The organism is Mycolicibacterium litorale, from assembly GCF_010731695.1.
Taxonomy (GTDB): domain Bacteria; phylum Actinomycetota; class Actinomycetes; order Mycobacteriales; family Mycobacteriaceae; genus Mycobacterium; species Mycobacterium litorale.
The window spans coordinates 2,658,662-2,676,960 of record NZ_AP022586.1 but is presented as its reverse complement, the minus strand read 5'-3'; the positions used below and the strand labels follow the sequence as shown (position 1 = coordinate 2,676,960).

Sequence of the window (18,299 nt, the reverse complement as noted above, 5' to 3'; positions counted from 1 at the left end):
CATGGACATCACGATTCACAACACCTTCCTCCCGCACGAAGACCCCGAGGAGTCGCTGGCCTTCTACCGCGACACGCTCGGCTTCGAGGTGCGCCTCGACGTCGGCGGCGGCACCATGCGCTGGATCACCGTGGGGCCGCCGAATCAGCCCGGGACGTCGATCGTCCTGCACCCGCCGGCCGCCGACCCGGGAGTGACCGACGAGGAGCGTCGCGTCATCGCCGAGATGATGGCCAAAGGCACCTACGCGATCATCGTGCTGGCCACCAAGGACCTCGACGCCACCTTCGAGCGGTTGCAGTCGCGTGACGCCGACATCGTCCAGGAGCCGACCGTTCAGCCGTACGGTGTTCGTGACTGCGCTGTCCGCGATCCCGCGGGCACGATGATCCGCATCCAGGAGCTGCCCTGAGCCATGTCGAGTACGACGAGCAAGCCCACCGCCGACAGCCACGACGTCATCCGCGTGCTCGGCGCGCGGGAGAACAACCTCAAGAACGTCGACGTCGAACTGCCCAAACGTCGACTGACCGTGTTCACCGGGGTGTCGGGATCGGGTAAGAGCTCCCTGGTGTTCGGCACCATCGCAGCGGAGTCGCAGCGCCTCATCAACGAGACCTACAGCGCGTTCGTCCAGGGCTTCATGCCGTCGATGGCGCGCCCCGACGTGGACGTCCTGGAGAACCTGACCACGGCGATCATCGTCGACCAGGAGCGGATGGGCGCCAACCCGCGCTCCACCGTCGGCACCGCCACCGACGCGCACGCGATGCTGCGAATCCTGTTCAGCCGCCTCGGCAAACCCCACATCGGTTCGCCGCAGGCGTTCTCCTTCAACGTCGCGTCGATCAGCGGGGCCGGTGCGGTGACGTTCGAGAAGGGCGGCAGGACCGTCAAGGAGCGACGCGACTTCTCGATCACCGGCGGCATGTGCCCGCGATGCGAGGGCCGCGGTTCGGTATCCGACATCGACCTCACGGCGCTCTACGACGACACCAAATCGCTCAACGAAGGCGCACTCACCGTCCCGGGCTACAGCATGGACGGGTGGTACGGCCGGATCTACCGCGGCTGCGGCTATTTCGACCCCGACAAGCCGATCCGCAAGTACACCAAGAAAGAGCTCAACGACCTGCTGTACCGGGAGGCGACGAAGATCAAGGTCGACGGCGTGAACCTCACCTACGCCGGTCTGATTCCGACGATCCAGAAGTCGTACCTGTCCAAGGACGTCGACTCCATGCAACCGCACATCCGCGCGTTCGTCGAGCGGGCGGTGACGTTCGCGACCTGTCCGGACTGCGAGGGCACCCGCCTGACCAAGGAGGCACGGTCGTCGAAGATCAAGGGACACAGCATCGCCGACGTGTGTGCGATGCAGATCAGCGACCTCGCCGAATGGGTTCGCGGCCTCGACGAGCCCTCGGTCGGGCCGCTGCTCAAGGGATTGCAGCACCTGCTCGACTCGTTCACCGAGATCGGACTCGGCTACCTCTCACTCGACCGCCCCGCCGGCACGCTGTCGGGGGGAGAAGCTCAGCGCACCAAAATGATCCGTCACCTCGGGTCCTCACTCACCGATGTGACCTACGTCTTCGATGAACCCACGATCGGACTGCACCCCCACGACATCGAGCGCATGAACGAGCTGTTGCTGCGGTTGCGCGACAAGGGGAACACCGTGCTGGTCGTCGAGCACAAACCCGAGACGATCGACATCGCCGACCATGTCGTCGACCTCGGACCCGGCGCCGGGGCCGCGGGTGGAGAAGTGGTGTTCGAGGGTTCGGTCGCGAAACTCCGGCGCAGCGGCACCCTCACGGGGCGTCACCTCGCCGACCGGGCGGCACTGAAGAAGTCTGTGCGACAGGCGAAGGGCACCCTGGCGATACGCGGCGCGAAGACCAACAACCTGCGCGACGTCGACGTGGACATCCCGCTCGGCGTGCTGGTGGTGCTCACCGGCGTCGCGGGCTCGGGTAAGAGTTCGCTGATCGACGGCTCGGTGGCCGGCCGCGACGAGGTGGTCTCGATCGACCAGGGCGCGATCCGTGGGTCACGACGAAGCAATCCCGCGACCTACACCGGTGTGCTCGATCCGATCCGAAAGGCGTTCGCCAAGGCCAACGGCGTGAAGCCGGCGCTGTTCAGCTCGAACTCCGAAGGCGCCTGCCCGGCCTGTAAGGGCGCCGGCGTCATCTACACCGAACTCGGCGTGATGGCGACCGTGGAGTCGCCCTGCGAACAGTGCGAGGGCAGGCGGTTCCAGCCTTCGGTGCTCGAGTACACGCTCGGCGGCCGCAACATCGCCGACGTCCTCGAGATGTCGGTGGCCGACGCGCTCGCCTTCTTCGACGAGGGTGACGCCCGCACCCCCGCCGCGCACAAGGTGCTCGACCGGCTCGCCGATGTGGGGCTGGGGTACCTCAGCCTCGGTCAACCGCTCACCACCCTCTCCGGTGGTGAGCGGCAGCGGCTCAAGCTGGCCACCCGGCTGGGGGACACCGGTGCGGACAAGAAGGACGTCTACGTGCTCGACGAGCCGACCTCCGGTCTGCATCTCGCCGATGTGGAGCAGTTGCTCGCCCTGCTCGACCGGCTGGTCGACTCCGGGAAGTCCGTTCTCGTCATCGAGCATCATCGTGCCGTCATGGCGCACGCGGACTGGATCATCGACCTCGGCCCGGGGGCGGGACACGACGGCGGCCGGATCGTCTTCGAAGGCACGCCCGCCGACCTCGTCGCGGCACCCAAGACGCTCACCGGCAAGCACCTCGCCGACTACGTCGGCAGCTGACCCAGCATCCCCACAACCCGCTCACAGCTAATTGTCAGCTCGATCTGAGGTTCAGTCGGAACCGTTTTGTGGCAAAGTCAAGAAAACGTGCGAAGAAGGGCCCCGCGAGACGTGCTCGCGGGGCCCTGATCGCCGGAGAACTCAGTTCATGTTCCACGGTTGCCCATAGGTGGTGACGCTGTCACCGGTGGAGGCGACCAGCCGGGCGTACGGACGCAGCAACACACCGCCGGCCGCACCGGTCACCGTGCCGTGCGCGTTGGACACCGCGACGTCGCCCTGTGCCCCCTTCACATCCACCGCGAAGGTGGCGACTTCCTGGATGCCGGGGCCGTTGCCCAGGTCGGCGCTGATCGACACACCCGGGAACAGCGGCGGGGTCACGATGCCCTCGGCGGGCAGGATGCCGGCAGCGCCCTGCGTGACGTCGATACCCTCACCGTCGAACGCGATGTTCGGGGTGGTGTAGCTGAAGTTGATGCCCACGCCCAGCGACCAGGGGAAGCCGATCTGGTAGCCCAACTCCAACGAACCCTCGAAGTCGTCGGCGCCTTCGCCGGCGACGATGTACTTGGCGCGGCCCGAGTGGAACCACTCGCGCGTCAGCCGGTTGCGGTCGAGCGGGAACACCCCGTTGAGGAAGGTGTCCCACTGCTGAATCGTGAGCGTGCGGCCCTGGCCGTCGACCAGGCTGAGCTCGTTGTCCAGACCTGCGTGAGAGGTGCCCGTGCTCGTGAACAGAGCGGCGATGGCCGCGACCAACGCGACCAGCACCCGACCGATTGCCTTCATGATTCCCCTAGCTGTGTCGCCGGGCAGCCGGCGGGATGAGTTGGTGACGTCCACTTCGACGGGGAGAACCTAACAGGGGCTCAGCAATCCGACAACCGATGTGTCAACCACTCTGCAAGGGTTGTCACAGCAAACATTCAGGTTCATCGTCGCCCCACCTCACCCGGGTGTTTGCCGACTCCAACACAATTGACGCTCGTGTTTATTCGCCGGGTCCGTGGGTACCGCCGAGTCACCACACCAACGGGCCGCGGGGAGCCACGAACAACGGAGTTGAAGCGATGGAAGACGCCTTACGAGATATGTGGAGGTCGGTGGCGAACTTCGCGCCGAAGCTGGTCGCGTTCCTCGTCATCCTGATCATCGGCTGGATCCTGGCGAAGCTGATCGCCAAAGCCATCGACAAGGTCCTCGAGAAAGTCGGTTTCGACCGCGCCGTCGAGCGTGGCGGCGTCAAGAAGGCGCTCGAGCGGAGCAGCTACGACGCCTCGACCATCGTCAGCAAGATCGTCTACTACGCACTGCTGCTGGTCGTCCTGCAGTTGGCGTTCGGTGTGTTTGGGCCCAACCCGATCAGCGACCTCATCGCCGGGGTGATCTCGTTCCTGCCGAAACTGCTCGTGGCGGTGGTCATCGTCGTGGTGGCGGCGGCGATCGCGGCGGCGGTCCGCGACATCGTGTCCAATGCGTTGAGTGGCCTGTCGTACGGCCGGATGTTGGCCAACATCGCGAGCATCTCGATCATCGGTCTCGGTGTCATCGCGGCGCTGAACCAGGTCGGGATCGCGCTGACCGTCACGCTGCCGGTGCTGGTCGCCATCCTCGGCACCATCGGCGGCATCCTCGTCGTGGGGGTCGGTGGCGGCCTCATCAAGCCGATGCAGCAGCGGTGGGAGAACTACCTCTCTCGGGCCGAGGACGAAGGCCGCAACATGCGCGAACAGCTGGCGGATCGCAACCAGTCGACGACGGCGATCCCGGCGGGCAACGTGCCCCAATCCGGCTACTCGCAGGGCGGTAGTTGGCAGGGTGGCGGTCAGCCCGGGTATGGCCAGGGCGCGCCGCAGTACCAGGGGGGCTCACAGTATCCGAGCGACCCGGCCGGTCGGCCGCCGCAGACGGGCCCCTCGACGGGTGGCCCGTTCCCGTCCGGCCAGCCCGCCGGCTACGACGATCCCTACGGCGGTCGGCACACCGGTATGCCCGGCGGGCCGCAGTATCCGTACGGCGACGAGCGAGGCGGACAGCAGTAGCGGCGCTTCCCTATAGTCGCGTGGGTGGACTCCGACGATCAGCGCAGAGTTCACCCGCGCGACGTCGCGCTCGAGACGATGACCGCCGACGAGGCGCTGCGCACGATCACCGCGGACACGCAGGCACTGCTCGACAGTGGTTCGGGGCGGGTCATGATCGGGATCACCGGTCCGCCCGGCACCGGGAAGTCCACTCTCGCCAGGCTGGTCGCCGAGCGCTTCGGCCCCATCGCGAGCTACGTCCCGATGGACGGATTCCATCTGTCGAACGCACAACTGGATCGTCTGGGACGACGCCGCCGTAAGGGCGCGCCGGACACCTTCGACGCCAACGGATATCTCGCGACCCTCACTCGCATCGCCGCCGCCCATCGGCACAGCGACGTCTACGTTCCCGATTTCGACCGATCCCTCGAAGAGCCGGTGGCGGCCGGGCGGGTGGTGCCGGCCGACGCCCGGCTCGTGGTCACCGAAGGCAACTATCTCGGTCTGTGGGACGGCGTTCGTCCACTGCTGGCCCGGCTCTACTACCTCGACGTCGATCGCGCGGTCCGCCGGGCGCGGTTGATCGCGCGCCATGTCGCGGGCGGCCGTAGCGACGCCGAGGCGGCGCAGTGGGTGGACACCGTCGACGAGACGAATGCCGACCTCATCGTCGCGACCCGCGGCCTCTGTGACCGGGTCTTCGAAATCGTTGGCGGGCAGGATGTTTAGCCGGCGCACAGGTTGACTAGATCGGGCCGAAGGCTCCGTTCAGACCCAGGATGAAGAGGACGATTCCGACGACGATGGACACGACATGCGGGAACATCACATGTGCCATCGTCCAGGGCTGCACTGCTCGCCCCTCTTCCATCTCCTTCGGGTAACGGTCGGGCACCTGCGGGTCACCTTCGCGGTTCTGCCTGCGGAATCGTTGACCTGCGGTCTTCCATCCCCAATCGATGAGTGGTGAGGATGCAGGGCCGGTGGCGGTGTCGACGCGAAACAGCTCGTACGCCGTCACTTCGATGTCTCGCATTCGCGGGTAGTAGTGAATCTGATGAATCTTGACGTATGCCTCGAGCAGCCAGAACGCCGCGCCGCTGACAGCCGCGATCAGGAACAATCCGTAGTGCCCCTGCTGGAACCCAAGTCCCAGGCTGGCCAAGCTGAGGGTGACGCCCCACCCTTTGACCGTGAGCAGACGTTGGTCGAATCCGTTCACGATGTCCAACAACTTGGTGTACTCGGTGTGGAGGTCATCGTGCAGCCGCTTCATGCTCTCCGGTTCTGCCTCAGCCATCGCTCTCCTTGAGTGGTCTGAAACCGTACTGTCACAGGATCCGTTCCTCGAACTGCCTTCGGGCAGGGCCAGTTCAGGGGATCCAGTCGTCGGGGTCGGTGCTGTGGTTGATGTGGAAGATCGGGAAGTTGCCTCCGCCCGGATTGTGTCCATGGGTCGCCGATGGGCAGTGGCCGTTGACAGGGCCAAACCAGAGCACGTGGCAGTTCACGCACACAGCCCATTTGTCCTGGGCGTTGTTCACCGGCCTGTCCTTGGTGAGGACGAACTCGAATGAATCGGTGCGGTCGTGTTGCCCCCCTTCAGGGCACCGACCCAGGTCACTGCCGCCGCCGAATGCCTTCTGCTGGAAGAGAGAGTGGCACGCCCGGCAGAAGTAGAAGTTGCGCTCGCTTTTGGCGCCGACCGGCCGATTGAAGGGAAGCGCGAACAACAACCCTTGTGGGCGATGACCGCCTCCCGTTTGGCAGACACCGTCGCCGGCTTCGGGCCAGTGCATGTTGCCGCATTTCTGGCAGAACCGCCATCCCCATTGCCAGTCAGTCATCTCGATCCCTCCAATTCGAGTCACTTCTGAGCCAACAGAAGGCACGCTAGGAACCGGCAAGGGCCCACGCATGAGTAGTCGAGTACTCGACTTTCAGTGCGGCGGTCAGAGGGCGGTGTCGGGCAGGATGAGCGAGAGCATCGTGTCGAGCCGGTTGGCCATCTCGCGGTAGTCGATGGCGCGTGACTGCACCTGCAGGAGTGCACCCCAGAACACCGTCTCGAGCGTGTCCTGCACCTCCGGCCACGCACCGGTGCCGAGCGCGGCGGCGATCCGGCGTTGCACCTCCGCGCCGATTCGGTCCCGGGCGCACAGCACGGCCGGGTCGTCGGCGCGCAGCAGGGCCCGGCTGCAGGCCGCGGCCAGCGTCGGCTCGTCGGCCATCACCAGGGTGACCGCGCGCAACTGGCCGCTGACCCGGGCGGCGACGCAGCGCTCGGGATCGACGACCAACGGCAGGCTCGACACGCGGTGCAGGTAGAGCTCGGCGAGCACGGCGTCGATGGACGGGAATTGGGCACTCACCGCGGCCGGGGCCACGCGGGCACGGTCCGCCAGTGCCGACATCGACAGGCCCGCGTCCGTGCACTCGCCGAGAATCGCGGCCGCGGCGCGGAACACCCGGCGCGACATCAGCGAGCGTCCGCCGTGCAGGTCGCTGAGCCGAGTGGTGTGCGGCGCACTTCGGCTGGACATGGGCCAGGCTTACCAGGCCTCAGCCTGTCCCACGGGGCTTCGCCGCACCTGTGTCCTGATCGTGCCGTGGATGTGGTCTAGGCGTGGGTCAGCCGGGCGTACCGGGTGATGTGGTGATCGGTGGAGCCGTACTCGTACTGCAGCGCGGTGAGGCGTTTGAAGTAGTGACCGATGGCGAGCTCTTCGGTCATACCCATGCCGCCGTGGAGTTGGACGGCGTTCTGACCGATGAAGCGGGCCGCCCGGCCGATGGTCGCCTTGGCCGCGGACACGGCTCGTGCGCGGGCCTCGGCGTCGGATTCGAGGTTGAGAACGGCCAGGAACGTCGCTGCAACCGACTGTTCGACCTCCATGTGCATGTCGACCATCCGGTGCTGAAGGACCTGGAAACTGCCGATGGCGGTGCCGAACTGGTGGCGTTGCTTGCAGTACTCGACGGTGTCCGCCAGCACCTTGCGCATCGCGCCGACCGCCTCGGCGCAGACGGCCGCGGCCCCTTCGTCTCGGGCACGGGCGATCGACGGCCAGGCCCGTCCCTCCTCGCCCAGCAGGGCGTCACCGGGTATCCGCAGCCCGTCGAACGTGATGTCCGCCGCGCGGCGGTCGTCGATCGTGCGGTACGGGTGAGTGGTCAGGCCGCTCCTGACCGCGGAGAGGTCGACGAGGAAGAGCGAGATGCCCTCTTCGTCGTCCCGGTCGCCCGAGGTCCGGGCGGTGACCAGGAGGTAGCCGGCCAGGGGAGCGCCCGCGACCACGACCTTCTCGCCGCGCAGAACCCAGTCGGCACCGTCCTTCTCGGCGGTGGTCGACACGTCGCGCCAGTTATCGCCCGAGGTGGGTTCGGTGGTGGCGAGCGCGACCAGTGCGGTGCCCTCGACGACTTTCTCGAGCACGGCCGCGGCAGTGGGGCCGCCGGCGCGATGAAGCAAACCGCCTGCCACCACGACGGTGTCGACGAAGGGTTCGACCACCAGGGCGTGTCCCAGCGCCTCGGCGATCACCATCGCCTCGACCGCGCCACCGCCGATACCGCCCGCGTCCTCGGGCAGGGTCGCCCCCAGGATGCCGAGTTCCTCGGCGAAGCCGCGCCAGACGTCGGGCTGCCAGCCCGGACCGGTTTTCGCTGCGGCGCGGCTCTTTTCGAGTTCGTAACGGGTCGACAGGAACTTCGTCAACCCGTCACGCAGCAGTTCTTGTTCCTTGGTGAGTGAGAAGTCCATCTAGAGCCCCAATGCTGCCTTGGCCAGGATGTTGCGTTGAATTTCGTTGCTGCCGGCGTAGATCGAACCGGCGCGGTCGTTGAAGTAACGCAGCGGTGCCACTGCCTGCCACGGCTCACCGCTGACGTAACCGTCGGCGGGCGGCTCGTATTCGGCGACCGGGCCGCCCGGGCAGGTGGCGTGCGGTTGGTAGACCCGTGCCCGCGGGCCCGCCGCGACCATCGCCAATTCGGTGAGATCCTGACTGAGCTCGGTGCCGAGCACCTTGAGCATCGAGGAGGCCGACCCGGGGTTCTTGCCCGCCGCGACGGTGGCCAGTACCCGGTACTCGAGGATCTCGAGCACGTCGGTGCGGATGCGAGCCTCGGCCAGCCGACGCGAGAAAGCGGCATCGTCGATGAGGCGGCCGCCGTCGGGACCCGGCTGATCCGCGGCCACCGTGGCGATCTCCTCGGCCAGCACCTGCAGCGCCGGCGCCGATGAGCCGCCTCCGCGTTCGAACTCCAGCAGGTACTTCGCGACGGTCCAGCCGTCGTCGATTTCGCCGAGGACGTTCGATTTGGGAACACGGACCTCGTCGAAGAAGACCTGGTTCTGGACTTCCTCGCCCGAGGTCATGACCAGCGGCCGAATCTCGATGCCCGGCGTGGTCATGTCGATCAGGACGAAGGTGATGCCCTGCTGCTTCTTCGGTGCGCGGGTGGTCCGCACCAGGGCGAACATCCAGTTCGCTTCCGCGGCGTGGGTCGTCCAGATCTTGCTGCCCGTACACACCAGGTCGTCACCGTCGTCGACGGCCGCCATGGTCAGCGCGGCGAGGTCGGACCCGGCCTCCGGTTCGGAGTAGCCCTGGCAGAAGAACACCTCACCGGTGAGGATGCGGGGGAGGAAATAATCCTTCTGTGCGGCTGTGCCGAACTTGATGATCGCGTGCGCGACCATGCGAATGCCCATGGGCGACAACGAGGGCGCGCCGGCCAGTGTGGATTCGCGACTGAAGATGTAGTGCTGGGTGAGGCTCCAGTCGCAGCCGCCGTACTCCACCGGCCACGCGGGCGCCGCCCAGCCCCGTTCGTGCAGGATCGCCTGCCACGCCATGCTCGCTTCATGGTCGGCGTAGACGCTGGTCATCAGCCGTCCGGCGCGCTGAATCTCCGGTGTGAGTTTCTCCGCGAGGAACGTGCGCACTTCGTCGCGGAACGCCAAGTCGCGATCCGACCAGGTCAAGTCCATGGGTCACCCCCGTCTTCGGTGTGCGTCCTCACAGAGTAAACCTAGTTAGTCAAGTGACGGTCAACCGCCCCGCCCTCCGCACGTACCGGCGTTCGGCGATAATCGTTCGATGGAGCGGCGGCGAAACGACAACGACGACCGATCGCCGATGTCGCTGCTGCGGGACATGCCGGCACTGGTTTTGCTCGAACGCTTCCCGGTGCCGGTCCTTGCGATCGCGGAGGACGGGCAGATCCTCTTCGCCAATGCGGCGTTCGGCGACATGGTGGGGTACACCCCCGACGAAGTGACGGCGTCGCGGTTCTCCCAGATCTTTCACCGGCTGCCGGCCGACGACTCCGCGGTGATGGTGGTGCGCGCCCACGCGGACCTCGTCGTGGAGCTCGTGCATCGGGACGGTTCCACGGTGCGGGCGCGGATGAGCAAGTCGGCGTTGTTGCGCGGCGACGATCCGGTGGCACTGGCGATGTTCACCGACCTCACCGAGCGTCTGTGGTCGGAGGAGGTCTGAGCCACTCAGTCCCGCGGTGGTCGCTGTCGGGCCTCGCGTGCCAGGAATTCGGCGAAGTAGTCCCGTGATTCGTCGGTGACGATGGCCGGCAGGACGAGGCCGAACAGTCGTGTGACGCGCTCGCGCAGGTCCGCGCCCCTCGATGCGGCGTCGGACAGCAGGCTCCCCCCGACGAACGCGCCGACGAAGGTCTCGGCGACCGCCGTGACATCCACATCCTCGCGAACGTCGCCTTCGTCGCGGGCTCGGGCCACGTCGGCTTCCATGGCCGACAACCAGCCGTTGTAGGTGCCGCCCGCGGAGTCGCTGAATCCGGCGAACACCCTCATCAGCACGATCCCGACACGGGCCACCTTGTCCGTGCTGAGTTGGTCGACGACGAGGAACGTGCCGTGGATGATGCTCTCGAGGGCGGGTGAAGACGATTCGCTGATCGCGTCGAACGTGCTCATCAGCCGGGCGCTGCCCTCTCTGACGATCTCGGCGGCGAGAGCTTCTTTGGAGTCGAAGTGGTAGTAGAGCGCACCTTTGGTCATCTCGGCACGCTCGATGATGTCGCCGAGTCCCGTTCCGGGAAAACCGCGTTCGCTGAACAGGTCGACCGCCGCCTCGATGATCCTGCGCCTGGTCGCCTCAGAACGTGCCTGGCGAATCATGTCTCGCTGTCCACCTCCGGACGACGGTCGATGCCACGGGGCGTCGGCCCGCGGTCATAGCGTATCGGTGGATAGCGGCGCGGCTTTCTTGATCGCCAAAGCGCTGCGCCGACGAACGAAGGTGGTCAGGTACCCGAGCCGGTCGCTCGCCGCCAGCCCGGGGAGCACCAGCGTCCACGCGCTGTGCAGGTCGCCGAGGAAGGCGGCGGCGTCCCCAGGGTCGTTGGCCTGCCGCACGCCCAGATAGAGGTAGACCAGTACGCGCGCGATGTCCTCGGGCGTCCTGTCTGCCGCGGCGTCACCGTTCTCGATTGCGCGCAGCGCGAGCGGGGTCAACGCTTTTCGCGAGGCGTCAAAGGCGCGCCGGCGGAGTCCGTCCGTGCGGCCGACGGACTCCAACAGATTCAGGCCCGCCCGGGTGGCGGGATCCCCGATGTCTCTCAGCGCGATCGCGAAGACGATGTCGACGAGCGTTTCCATGCCGGAGTGTCGCAACGCCACGGTGTCGTCGATGATGCGGCGATTCGACTCGAGCCACTGGTCGACGATCGCCGAGGCAAGCGCGTACTTGGACCGGAAATGGTGGTACATCGCCCCTTTGGTGACGGCGGCGTCGAGCAGGATGTCGTCGAGGTTCACCAGACCGTAGGGCTTGACGGCGAACTGTTTCGCCGCAGCCCGGAGGATCTGCTGACGCGTCGCGTCGGTTCTCCGGTCGACCTGCTCGGCCACTCACGTCCTCGGTTTGCTCGCCCGCGCGTGTCGGCGGGTGGTCGGGGCCGCGGACGCCCCCGTGGCCAGTACATACTTCAGGTTACCGCCCGTCGTGCGAATCATCCAAAAAGTATGTAAAGTGCGACGGGTGATGACTTCGAGTATCTCGTTTGCCGGGCATATGCGCTGCATATGCCGGAGCGGGCGCGTCGGCGGGCACCATTCGGCCCCGCTTTCGCTCCGCCGGTTGCGATGGTACCTTCATCCGGTTGCCACGGCCTGTTCTGGCAAACCCCCTCGAATCCCTGCACAGGCCGTGGCGACCCACCTTCCCATCCCCGCGACGCATCCGTCAGGTCGTGGCCGGGTGCACGTGCTCAACGGTGCCGCCCTGGATGTGGCCATAAAACGGGCAGAACCATCACGACAGCGGCGTGTATCGACCCGCCGATCGATGAACCGACAGGCGCGAACCGAGCAACGGCGAGGTGTTTAACGAATATGTGGGATCACGAAGTCGACGTCCTCTGCGTGGGCGGGCTGGTGGGTGCACTCGCCAGTGCGGTGGTGGCCGCTGACGAAGGCGTCGACGTGCTTGTCGCCGTATCGGACGACGACGAGCGTGCTTGGCCGGCCGGGCGGGTGACCGACGAGGAGACCCTCGAGTATTTCGCCGCGCTGACGGACGGCCTGCCCACCGAGCCACTGCCTACGGATGACGTCCCGGTGCGCCCGGTCCGGCCGCTGACCGCGGCCGAACGCCGCGACCGCAAGGTCGCCCCCTTCTACGGCGGCCGGCTGCGGAAGTGGACGGAGCAGTGCCTGCTCTCGCCGTACGGACTGCTGCACACCAGGGTGTCCGACTGGCGCACCACCACCATGCGCACGCTCGACGACCGCCCGGTTCAGGTCAAGGTGGTGGGCAGGGTCACGTTGCCCGCCGGGGGCGGTGCGGTGCCGTTGGCGACGTGGCTGAACGGCGAGGCCCGCATGCGCGACATCGACATGAGGGGCGACGCGCGCCTGCAGCGGATCGTGTTCGAGGAAGGGGTGGTCGTCGGTGCGGTCTTCGACACCGCCGACGGCCTCTACGCGGTCCGGGCCAGGCACGGGATCACGCTCGCACCGCACGTCGCGCACACCGCCGCCGCGGACTACGTACGCGGCGAGGACGAGGCCGAGGTGGCGCTGGTCAGTGAGATCGGCAGCCGGTTCGCGCGAGTCGAACTGCTCGCGGCCGCTCCTCCGCCCGCGGCCATTCCTCCGGCGACGTGTTCGAGCAGTAATCGGCGGTTGCCCAAGACGCTGCGCGAATCGCGCCGCAACCGCTCCGAGACGCGGCGCTCACGGGAAGTGAACGGGCACCCGCCCTTCGGCCAGTAATCGCTCCATCTCGGGACCCGGCACCGGACGGGACAGCAGGAAACCCTGCGCCCGGTGGCAGCCGTGGTGCAGCAGCGTCCGCACGGCGATGTCGGTTTCCACGCCCTCGGCCACCAGCTCGAGGCGGAACGCCTCCGCGAGCGCGATGATCGCGCGGACGATCGCCAGATCGCCCGCGTTGGTTCCGAGATCCTGCACAAAGCTCTTGTCGATCTTGAGGGTGTCAACCGGCAGCGTCTTCAGCAGTGACAGCACGCTGTAACCCGTACCGAAGTCGTCGATGGCGACCTGGACCCCGGCCTCCTTGAGGCCAGCGAGGGTGACGCGGGTGGTGTCGATGTCCTGGACGACGACGCTCTCGGTGATCTCCAGGCAGACCGATCCGCGCTCCAGGCCGAACTCGGCCATCGCCTCGGCAACCGAGTCGACGAAACCCTCGGTCACCAACTGCACCGGGGAAACGTTGACGCGCAACACGATCTGCGCACCGACGCCGGTCGATCGCCAGCGAGCGAACTCCGCGCACGCGTTGCGCAGCACCCAGCGCCCGAGCTCACCGGCGAGGTTGATGGACTCCGCCACGCCGATGAACCGATCGGGGGAGAGCAGACCCCGGGTCGGATGCTGCCAGCGCACGAGCGCCTCGGTGGCGAGGATGTCGCCGGTGCGGATGTCGACCTCCGGCAAATAGTGCAGCACGAGGGCTCCGCCGTCGATGACGTTCTGCAGGTGCAACTCGATGTCGTTGCGCAGGGCGATTTCCTGCGACATCCGGTCGCTGAAGACCGAAATGCTGTTGCCACCGGCATTTTTGGCGCTCAGCACCGCCTGGTCGGCCCGGCTGAGTAGGTCCGACGTCGTGTCGTGGCCGGGTGTCCCGACGGCGACGCCGATGCTGATCGTCCGGGTCAGCATCTCGCCGTCGATCGAAACCCGTTCGCGCAGAACGCTTTGGAGGCGATGAGCAAGGGTTTCGGCGGCGTCGGTGGTCATCGGTATGGACGGTACGACGACGAACTCGTCACCGCCGAGGCGTGCGACGAACCTCTCCTCGTCGCCCTCCTGCAGCCGTTCGGCCAGAATTCGGATGAACCAGTCACCGGCGACGTGGCCGAGGTAGTCGTTGATCGCCTTGAGCCGGTCGAGGTCGAAGAACAGGACCGCCACCGGCCCCGGCCGGCCTGCCGCCAGGCGGCTGTCGAGATGGCCGAGGAGCGCGCGGCGGTTGTACAGACCTGTCAGGTCGTCGTGATCGGCCAGGTAGCGGAGGCGTTCCTCGGCGGCGATTCGCGCCTGTACCTGCGCGAACAGCGATGCGATCGCCTTGAGCGCATTGAGCTCTTTACCCAGCCACTCCCGTTCGCCGAACTTGACGAATCCGAGCACACCGGTGGTGACATCACCGGAGCGCAGCGGCACCTCGGCGACAGTGGCGGACCCTGGGCGGGCGACAGCCTCCGACCGGAGAATTGTGGGCTCACAAAGACGTTCGGTCTCTGCGAACACCGAGTCGCTGTCGGCGAAGTACACGATCTTCAGTGGGTCCGGCCCGGCGGAATCCGGGCGTGGCGGCCACTCGGCCACGAGTTCCGAAGCGTGAATGCGGTGATCGTGATGCCGAAGGAAGCTCACGTCGACGTCGAAGTAGGTGACCAGGTCGCCGAGTACCCGCTCGCTGACCTGCGCCGAGGTCGCCGCCGTGACGGCCATCAGGTCTGTTGCCACCGACGTCACGAGGACCTCGAGGTTTCTCGGCACGGTTGTCTCCGTTTCCGGTGTCATGCCGGTGCTGCATTGCTCAGTGCTCGGCGTCTACTACGCATCGCGGGTCGCGGCGCGATGGAGAAGCGTAGAACCAGCGCCTCGGACTCGTCGGCACCGGTGCCGGTCAACGCACGGAAACGGCGCTGCAGGTCGCCGAGTTCCTCGGCGTATGCGGGGGAGAGCTCGCGGAGTTCGCGCTCGTCGTGCGCATAGAGGAACACCGGCGACACCGGATGGGTGCCCACCCCGTGCTGCTCGGCGGCGGTCCACACGGCTTCGGTCGCGCAACCGCCCCGCAGATAATCGGTGAGAGTGCGGCCTCGGAACGTGACGACGCCGAGCGCCGCACTCGAGGTCAGCCGCTCGTAGGTGTCGTCGCCCAGTGCCGAGCCCGCCTGCCACCGGGCCAGGTTCGCCATCACCTCGCCGCGCCGCAGGATGTCGAGTTTGACCAGGTCCGTCGGCCCCAACTCCAGCATGCGGACGTCGATGCCGGTGTCGGGCGCCGGATCGCCGGGCCACCGCAGCTCGGAGAACATCTCCGAATGCAGGTGGGGGGTCAGGTACCGGATGCGGTCCGTGGCGGCGAGGATCTCGGCGGCGCGGGCCATGTCCCGAGGCTCGGTGAGCATTGTCAGGCGGCCGCCTTCGGCCTCCGCCGCCGCGGCCAACGCGTCGAGCTGCGCTGCGTCGATCGGGGTGCCGGAACCGTGGTGCCGGTTGGTCTCACGCCGCATCATCGCGGGGTAGAGGCGAGCGAGCTCGGAGTCCTCACCGTGGTGCAGGTGCACGACGGCCCGCAACGGTGTGCGCTCGTCGCCGCGCTCGAGCTCCACCTCGCCGAGGCGACGGTGCGCGGCGGCGGCGACCCGGGCGTTGAAGACGGCGGCACCCAGGGCGACGGCACTGCCGCGGTATGCGACATCCATCGCGGTGGTGGCTTCGGGCGCCACCCACAGGTGCACGGCGTCGCGCCGCGTTTCGATGTGCCACGGCTGCGAGTTGCCGCCGGACGGCGCGCGCACGGCGGCTGCGGCGACCTTCTCGGGAACCGAATCCGCTTCGACGTCGGGCATCGGATCGTCGACCGGGTCGACCGTCGGGGGGGTGGCCAGCGGATCCTCGACGAGGTCGAGGAGCGCCGCGGCGTCCATGCGCACCCGGCCGGACGGCAGCGGCTCACCGAGTCCTATCCGGCGGACGGCTTCGGTGACCGCGGTGGCACCGAGCGCGACCTCACCGGCGAGCTGTGGCCAGGTCGTGAGGCTCGTCCCCACCTCGACCAGCGACGCGGCCATCCGGGGGGACAGCGCCGCGGCGTCGAGGATGCGCAGCACGTAGGGAACCTTGTCCTTGCTGGTCAATCCCTCGAGCGCCGCGGAATCGATGTCCCCGAGCAACCCGTGCAGCAGTGGACGCGATGGATCGAGGTCGAACCGTTCGATGTCCAGCAGCCCGCGGTCGCTGGTGGCCATCAGAACCGGGAGGCGACGGGCCCGCGCGTGTTCACGCACCAGCACCTTCACGTCGAGGGAATCGCACTCCTCGACCACGACGTCGAGGCCGTCGAGGAACGTCTCGACGGTGGTCGGCGTGATGCCCTCGGACACCACCTGCACCGGTAGGTACGGATCGAGCTCGGCGATGCGCCGGGCCGCCACCACGGCCTTGTTGACGCCGACGTCCAACAGGCCGGCGGGTACCCGGTTGAGATTGGACACGTCGAGCTCGTCGAAGTCGGCGAGCCGCAGTTCCCCGCAAACACCTTGTGCGGCAAGGGTATGTGCCACCGCGTGACCGACGCTCAGGCCGATGACACCCACGCGCAGCCGGCTGAGCCGCTGCTGTTCGTCGTCGGTGATCAGGTTCCGGTTGCGATCGAGTCGCAGCCTGCGGTGCGCGCGGGGACCGAGGACGCCGACAACCGTTCGACGCCACGGGAAATACGCCCACCGCAACGGCTCGTCGGTCAGCTCGGCGCCCACGGGTGGCCGCAGTTCGGCAAGGGCCGCGCGCAGTTCCACAGCCCGGTCGACGAATTCGACTCGAGAATCGGCCCGCAGCGCTGCGAGCGTGTCGTGGTCGGCCTCGTCGGTGAGCAGCGTGGCGGTGTAGTGGTTCTGATCAGCGGGGGACAGTGTCATCAGACCGACGCAGCCGCGGCCGCGAGCTCACCCACCCCGTTCAGCTGAGCCGTCACCTGCCGCGTCTCCGCGAAGAACGTCGAAACCTGCTTGGCATCGGCGTGATTGGCGAATGTACGCCGGTCCCACCACATCATCTTCGTCTGATAACGCGCGTCCGGATATGGCGTGGCGGGAATCTTGGCGGCCAGGACGCCACCGGAGGATAACCAGCGATTAAGCACATAAGCGGCGGCCGTCGCGACGGCGAATTGCGCGTCGAGCAAGACCATGGAATGCAGCGGCATACGGGCCAGGACGTCGGTGAGTGCCCGGCTCTGTTCAGGGTCGTCACTCACCCACGCCGATTTCATTTCCACCACGCCGAACGCAAGACGATCGCCCACCATTTTGCGCACGGCGTCCAGCCCGGGCTGACCGCTCCACTCGACCACTGCGTGGCACTGGTCGACCGCCGTGTACGGGCCCTTGGCGCGAAGACCGCCGACGACCTCTCCCGCCTCGTTGATGCCGGCGCAGAACAGCGCGGTGTCGTCCCCACGCTCGAGGGCCGTCGTGTCCAGCGCCCGCTCCACTCCGTGCTTCTGGTAGCTGAGCTGTGCGCCGCGAACATAATCGGCCCACAGTTCGGGCTCGGTCGAGGGGTGGGCCACCACGATCGTGCACTGGCTCGCGGCATCCCACCAGCTGGGGCTTCGTTCCAGTTCGAAGAGCCGGGGAGCGAGGGTGTCTAGCTGGGGAGCAGTCATAGGTGTCCGTCCTTCGGGCAGCCGCCGTAGGGGGTTGGGGACGGCTGGTCGTGGTGCGCGTCACGCGGTGTTGCGAATACGCGGACTTGAGTATCCCGCCCAAGGTGGGTTCTATTCCAGCTAGCGAGAAAATCTTGTCCAGTATTGCGTTATGGGTACATACCCAGGATCTCGGATTGTGCACGCGACTTCAGTTATGGCAATCGGTCAATAGCCTGTCTTCGCAGGTTGTTTGTCCGTAGCTCGTATCCGGCGAACTTTGCGATTGCACCGACCCCGATTTCGCCGGCATGAGGGGTCCGTGGACGGTTTCGGGCTGTTTGCCGGTGTGTCGAGGTTGTGACGGTCGTCACCATGCCGGTTTGCCGTCTGTGGGATCGTGGTGCCGGCCGCGCACCGCCGGACTCGTCGCACCCCTCGCGGCGGCCGGAGAAAGCCCCCGGTGTGACGGCGATCGGAGGTGTTCGCGCACTGGTCGGGTGCGGCGTGAAACGTCGTCGCGGACTCCGCTGACAACGGTTCGGGCTCGGCGATCGGGCGCTCCCTCCCTGGCGA

The 18,299-nt window shown here is 67.0% G+C and carries 17 protein-coding genes; 6 read left to right on the top strand and 11 right to left on the bottom strand.

Annotation, left to right across the window (positions count from 1 at the left end; genetic code table 11):
* Window position 1 precedes the first annotated feature (1 nt).
* Both G6N30_RS12665 and G6N30_RS12660 read left to right on the top strand, forming a co-directional pair.
* Entirely contained in the window at window positions 2-412 is a 411-nt protein-coding gene (locus G6N30_RS12665; protein WP_134053271.1) for a VOC family protein, read from the top strand.
* A gap of 3 nt (window positions 413-415) precedes the next feature.
* Complete coding sequence (locus G6N30_RS12660; RefSeq protein WP_134053269.1) at window positions 416-2,797, top strand: ATP-binding cassette domain-containing protein; 2,382 nt, start codon at window positions 416-418, stop codon at window positions 2,795-2,797.
* 141 nt (window positions 2,798-2,938) lie between these two features.
* Here G6N30_RS12660 and G6N30_RS12655 read toward each other — a convergent pair whose 3' ends face one another.
* The gene (locus G6N30_RS12655) at window positions 2,939-3,589 is read right to left on the bottom strand and encodes a porin MspA (protein WP_163687545.1); all 651 of its coding nucleotides are present in this window, start codon (window positions 3,587-3,589) and stop codon (window positions 2,939-2,941) included.
* Between the two features lie 314 nt (window positions 3,590-3,903).
* On the opposite strand from G6N30_RS12655, the gene G6N30_RS12650 reads away from it, so the two are divergent.
* Window positions 3,904-4,842 (top strand): mechanosensitive ion channel family protein, encoded by a 939-nt coding sequence (locus G6N30_RS12650; RefSeq protein ID WP_407664733.1) that lies wholly within the window; start codon window positions 3,904-3,906, stop codon window positions 4,840-4,842.
* Window positions 4,843-4,920: 78 nt separating this feature from the next.
* Window positions 4,921-5,556, top strand: coding sequence for a nucleoside/nucleotide kinase family protein (locus G6N30_RS12645; RefSeq protein WP_134055225.1), 636 nt, complete (start codon window positions 4,921-4,923; stop codon window positions 5,554-5,556).
* Window positions 5,557-5,572: 16 nt separating this feature from the next.
* Here G6N30_RS12645 and G6N30_RS12640 read toward each other — a convergent pair whose 3' ends face one another.
* From G6N30_RS12640 to G6N30_RS12620, 5 genes are all read right to left on the bottom strand, one after another.
* The gene (locus tag G6N30_RS12640; RefSeq protein WP_134053263.1) at window positions 5,573-6,127 is read right to left on the bottom strand and encodes a hypothetical protein; all 555 of its coding nucleotides are present in this window, start codon (window positions 6,125-6,127) and stop codon (window positions 5,573-5,575) included.
* 73 nt (window positions 6,128-6,200) lie between these two features.
* Window positions 6,201-6,674: a hypothetical protein gene (locus tag G6N30_RS12635; protein WP_134053261.1), complete on the bottom strand. Its 474-nt coding sequence runs from the start codon at window positions 6,672-6,674 to the stop codon at window positions 6,201-6,203.
* 105 nt (window positions 6,675-6,779) lie between these two features.
* Entirely contained in the window at window positions 6,780-7,370 is a 591-nt protein-coding gene (locus G6N30_RS12630) for a TetR/AcrR family transcriptional regulator (protein ID WP_134053259.1), read from the bottom strand.
* Window positions 7,371-7,447: 77 nt separating this feature from the next.
* Window positions 7,448-8,590 carry an acyl-CoA dehydrogenase family protein gene (locus G6N30_RS12625; protein WP_134053257.1) on the bottom strand — a complete coding sequence of 381 codons (1,143 nt, stop codon included), beginning with the start codon at window positions 8,588-8,590 and terminating at the stop codon, window positions 7,448-7,450.
* Window positions 8,591-9,823 carry an acyl-CoA dehydrogenase family protein gene (locus G6N30_RS12620; RefSeq protein ID WP_134053255.1) on the bottom strand — a complete coding sequence of 411 codons (1,233 nt, stop codon included), beginning with the start codon at window positions 9,821-9,823 and terminating at the stop codon, window positions 8,591-8,593. It abuts the gene before it with no gap.
* A 148-nt stretch (window positions 9,824-9,971) separates the two neighbouring features.
* Between G6N30_RS12620 and G6N30_RS12615 the strand changes: the two genes are divergently transcribed.
* Complete coding sequence (locus G6N30_RS12615; RefSeq protein ID WP_179965629.1) at window positions 9,972-10,334, top strand: PAS domain S-box protein; 363 nt, start codon at window positions 9,972-9,974, stop codon at window positions 10,332-10,334.
* 5 nt (window positions 10,335-10,339) lie between these two features.
* Here G6N30_RS12615 and G6N30_RS12610 read toward each other — a convergent pair whose 3' ends face one another.
* Complete coding sequence (locus G6N30_RS12610) at window positions 10,340-10,990, bottom strand: ScbR family autoregulator-binding transcription factor (protein ID WP_134053251.1); 651 nt, start codon at window positions 10,988-10,990, stop codon at window positions 10,340-10,342.
* A 54-nt stretch (window positions 10,991-11,044) separates the two neighbouring features.
* Entirely contained in the window at window positions 11,045-11,722 is a 678-nt protein-coding gene (locus G6N30_RS12605; protein WP_134053249.1) for a TetR family transcriptional regulator, read from the bottom strand.
* Window positions 11,723-12,205: 483 nt separating this feature from the next.
* Between G6N30_RS12605 and G6N30_RS12600 the strand changes: the two genes are divergently transcribed.
* Window positions 12,206-13,087 carry an FAD-dependent oxidoreductase gene (locus G6N30_RS12600; RefSeq protein ID WP_134053247.1) on the top strand — a complete coding sequence of 294 codons (882 nt, stop codon included), beginning with the start codon at window positions 12,206-12,208 and terminating at the stop codon, window positions 13,085-13,087.
* Here the strand turns inward: G6N30_RS12600 and G6N30_RS12595 are convergent.
* The 3 genes from G6N30_RS12595 to G6N30_RS12585 are packed head-to-tail and all read right to left on the bottom strand — an operon-like array spanning window position 13,049 to window position 17,744.
* On the bottom strand, window positions 13,049-14,869 hold the full coding sequence (locus tag G6N30_RS12595; RefSeq protein ID WP_276026763.1) for a putative bifunctional diguanylate cyclase/phosphodiesterase: 1,821 nt from the start codon (window positions 14,867-14,869) through the stop codon (window positions 13,049-13,051). The two genes, G6N30_RS12600 and G6N30_RS12595, sit on opposite strands and share 39 nt — an antisense overlap.
* A complete protein-coding gene (locus tag G6N30_RS12590) occupies window positions 14,866-16,995 on the bottom strand; it encodes an Rv1355c family protein (RefSeq protein ID WP_134053243.1) in 2,130 nt (709 codons plus the stop codon). Before G6N30_RS12590 ends, G6N30_RS12595 begins: the two co-directional genes overlap by 4 nt.
* A complete protein-coding gene (locus tag G6N30_RS12585; RefSeq protein WP_134053241.1) occupies window positions 16,995-17,744 on the bottom strand; it encodes a hypothetical protein in 750 nt (249 codons plus the stop codon). Before G6N30_RS12585 ends, G6N30_RS12590 begins: the two co-directional genes overlap by 1 nt.
* Window positions 17,745-18,299 lie beyond the last annotated feature (555 nt).

What these genes read in the sequence shown, in the direction of transcription:
- G6N30_RS12665 (WP_134053271.1), top strand. Translation starts at nt 2, where the DNA reads ATGGACATCACGATTCACAACACCTTCCTCCCGCACGAAGACCCCGAG.
- G6N30_RS12660 (WP_134053269.1), top strand. Translation starts at nt 416, where the DNA reads ATGTCGAGTACGACGAGCAAGCCCACCGCCGACAGCCACGACGTCATC.
- G6N30_RS12655 (WP_163687545.1), bottom strand. Translation starts at nt 3,589, where the DNA reads ATGAAGGCAATCGGTCGGGTGCTGGTCGCGTTGGTCGCGGCCATCGCC.
- G6N30_RS12645 (WP_134055225.1), top strand. Translation starts at nt 4,921, where the DNA reads ATGACCGCCGACGAGGCGCTGCGCACGATCACCGCGGACACGCAGGCA.
- G6N30_RS12640 (WP_134053263.1), bottom strand. Translation starts at nt 6,127, where the DNA reads ATGGCTGAGGCAGAACCGGAGAGCATGAAGCGGCTGCACGATGACCTC.
- G6N30_RS12635 (WP_134053261.1), bottom strand. Translation starts at nt 6,674, where the DNA reads ATGACTGACTGGCAATGGGGATGGCGGTTCTGCCAGAAATGCGGCAAC.
- G6N30_RS12630 (WP_134053259.1), bottom strand. Translation starts at nt 7,370, where the DNA reads ATGTCCAGCCGAAGTGCGCCGCACACCACTCGGCTCAGCGACCTGCAC.
- G6N30_RS12625 (WP_134053257.1), bottom strand. Translation starts at nt 8,590, where the DNA reads ATGGACTTCTCACTCACCAAGGAACAAGAACTGCTGCGTGACGGGTTG.
- G6N30_RS12620 (WP_134053255.1), bottom strand. Translation starts at nt 9,823, where the DNA reads ATGGACTTGACCTGGTCGGATCGCGACTTGGCGTTCCGCGACGAAGTG.
- G6N30_RS12615 (WP_179965629.1), top strand. Translation starts at nt 9,972, where the DNA reads ATGTCGCTGCTGCGGGACATGCCGGCACTGGTTTTGCTCGAACGCTTC.
- G6N30_RS12610 (WP_134053251.1), bottom strand. Translation starts at nt 10,990, where the DNA reads ATGATTCGCCAGGCACGTTCTGAGGCGACCAGGCGCAGGATCATCGAG.
- G6N30_RS12600 (WP_134053247.1), top strand. Translation starts at nt 12,206, where the DNA reads ATGTGGGATCACGAAGTCGACGTCCTCTGCGTGGGCGGGCTGGTGGGT.
- G6N30_RS12595 (WP_276026763.1), bottom strand. Translation starts at nt 14,869, where the DNA reads ATGACACCGGAAACGGAGACAACCGTGCCGAGAAACCTCGAGGTCCTC.
- G6N30_RS12590 (WP_134053243.1), bottom strand. Translation starts at nt 16,995, where the DNA reads ATGACACTGTCCCCCGCTGATCAGAACCACTACACCGCCACGCTGCTC.
- G6N30_RS12585 (WP_134053241.1), bottom strand. Translation starts at nt 17,744, where the DNA reads ATGACTGCTCCCCAGCTAGACACCCTCGCTCCCCGGCTCTTCGAACTG.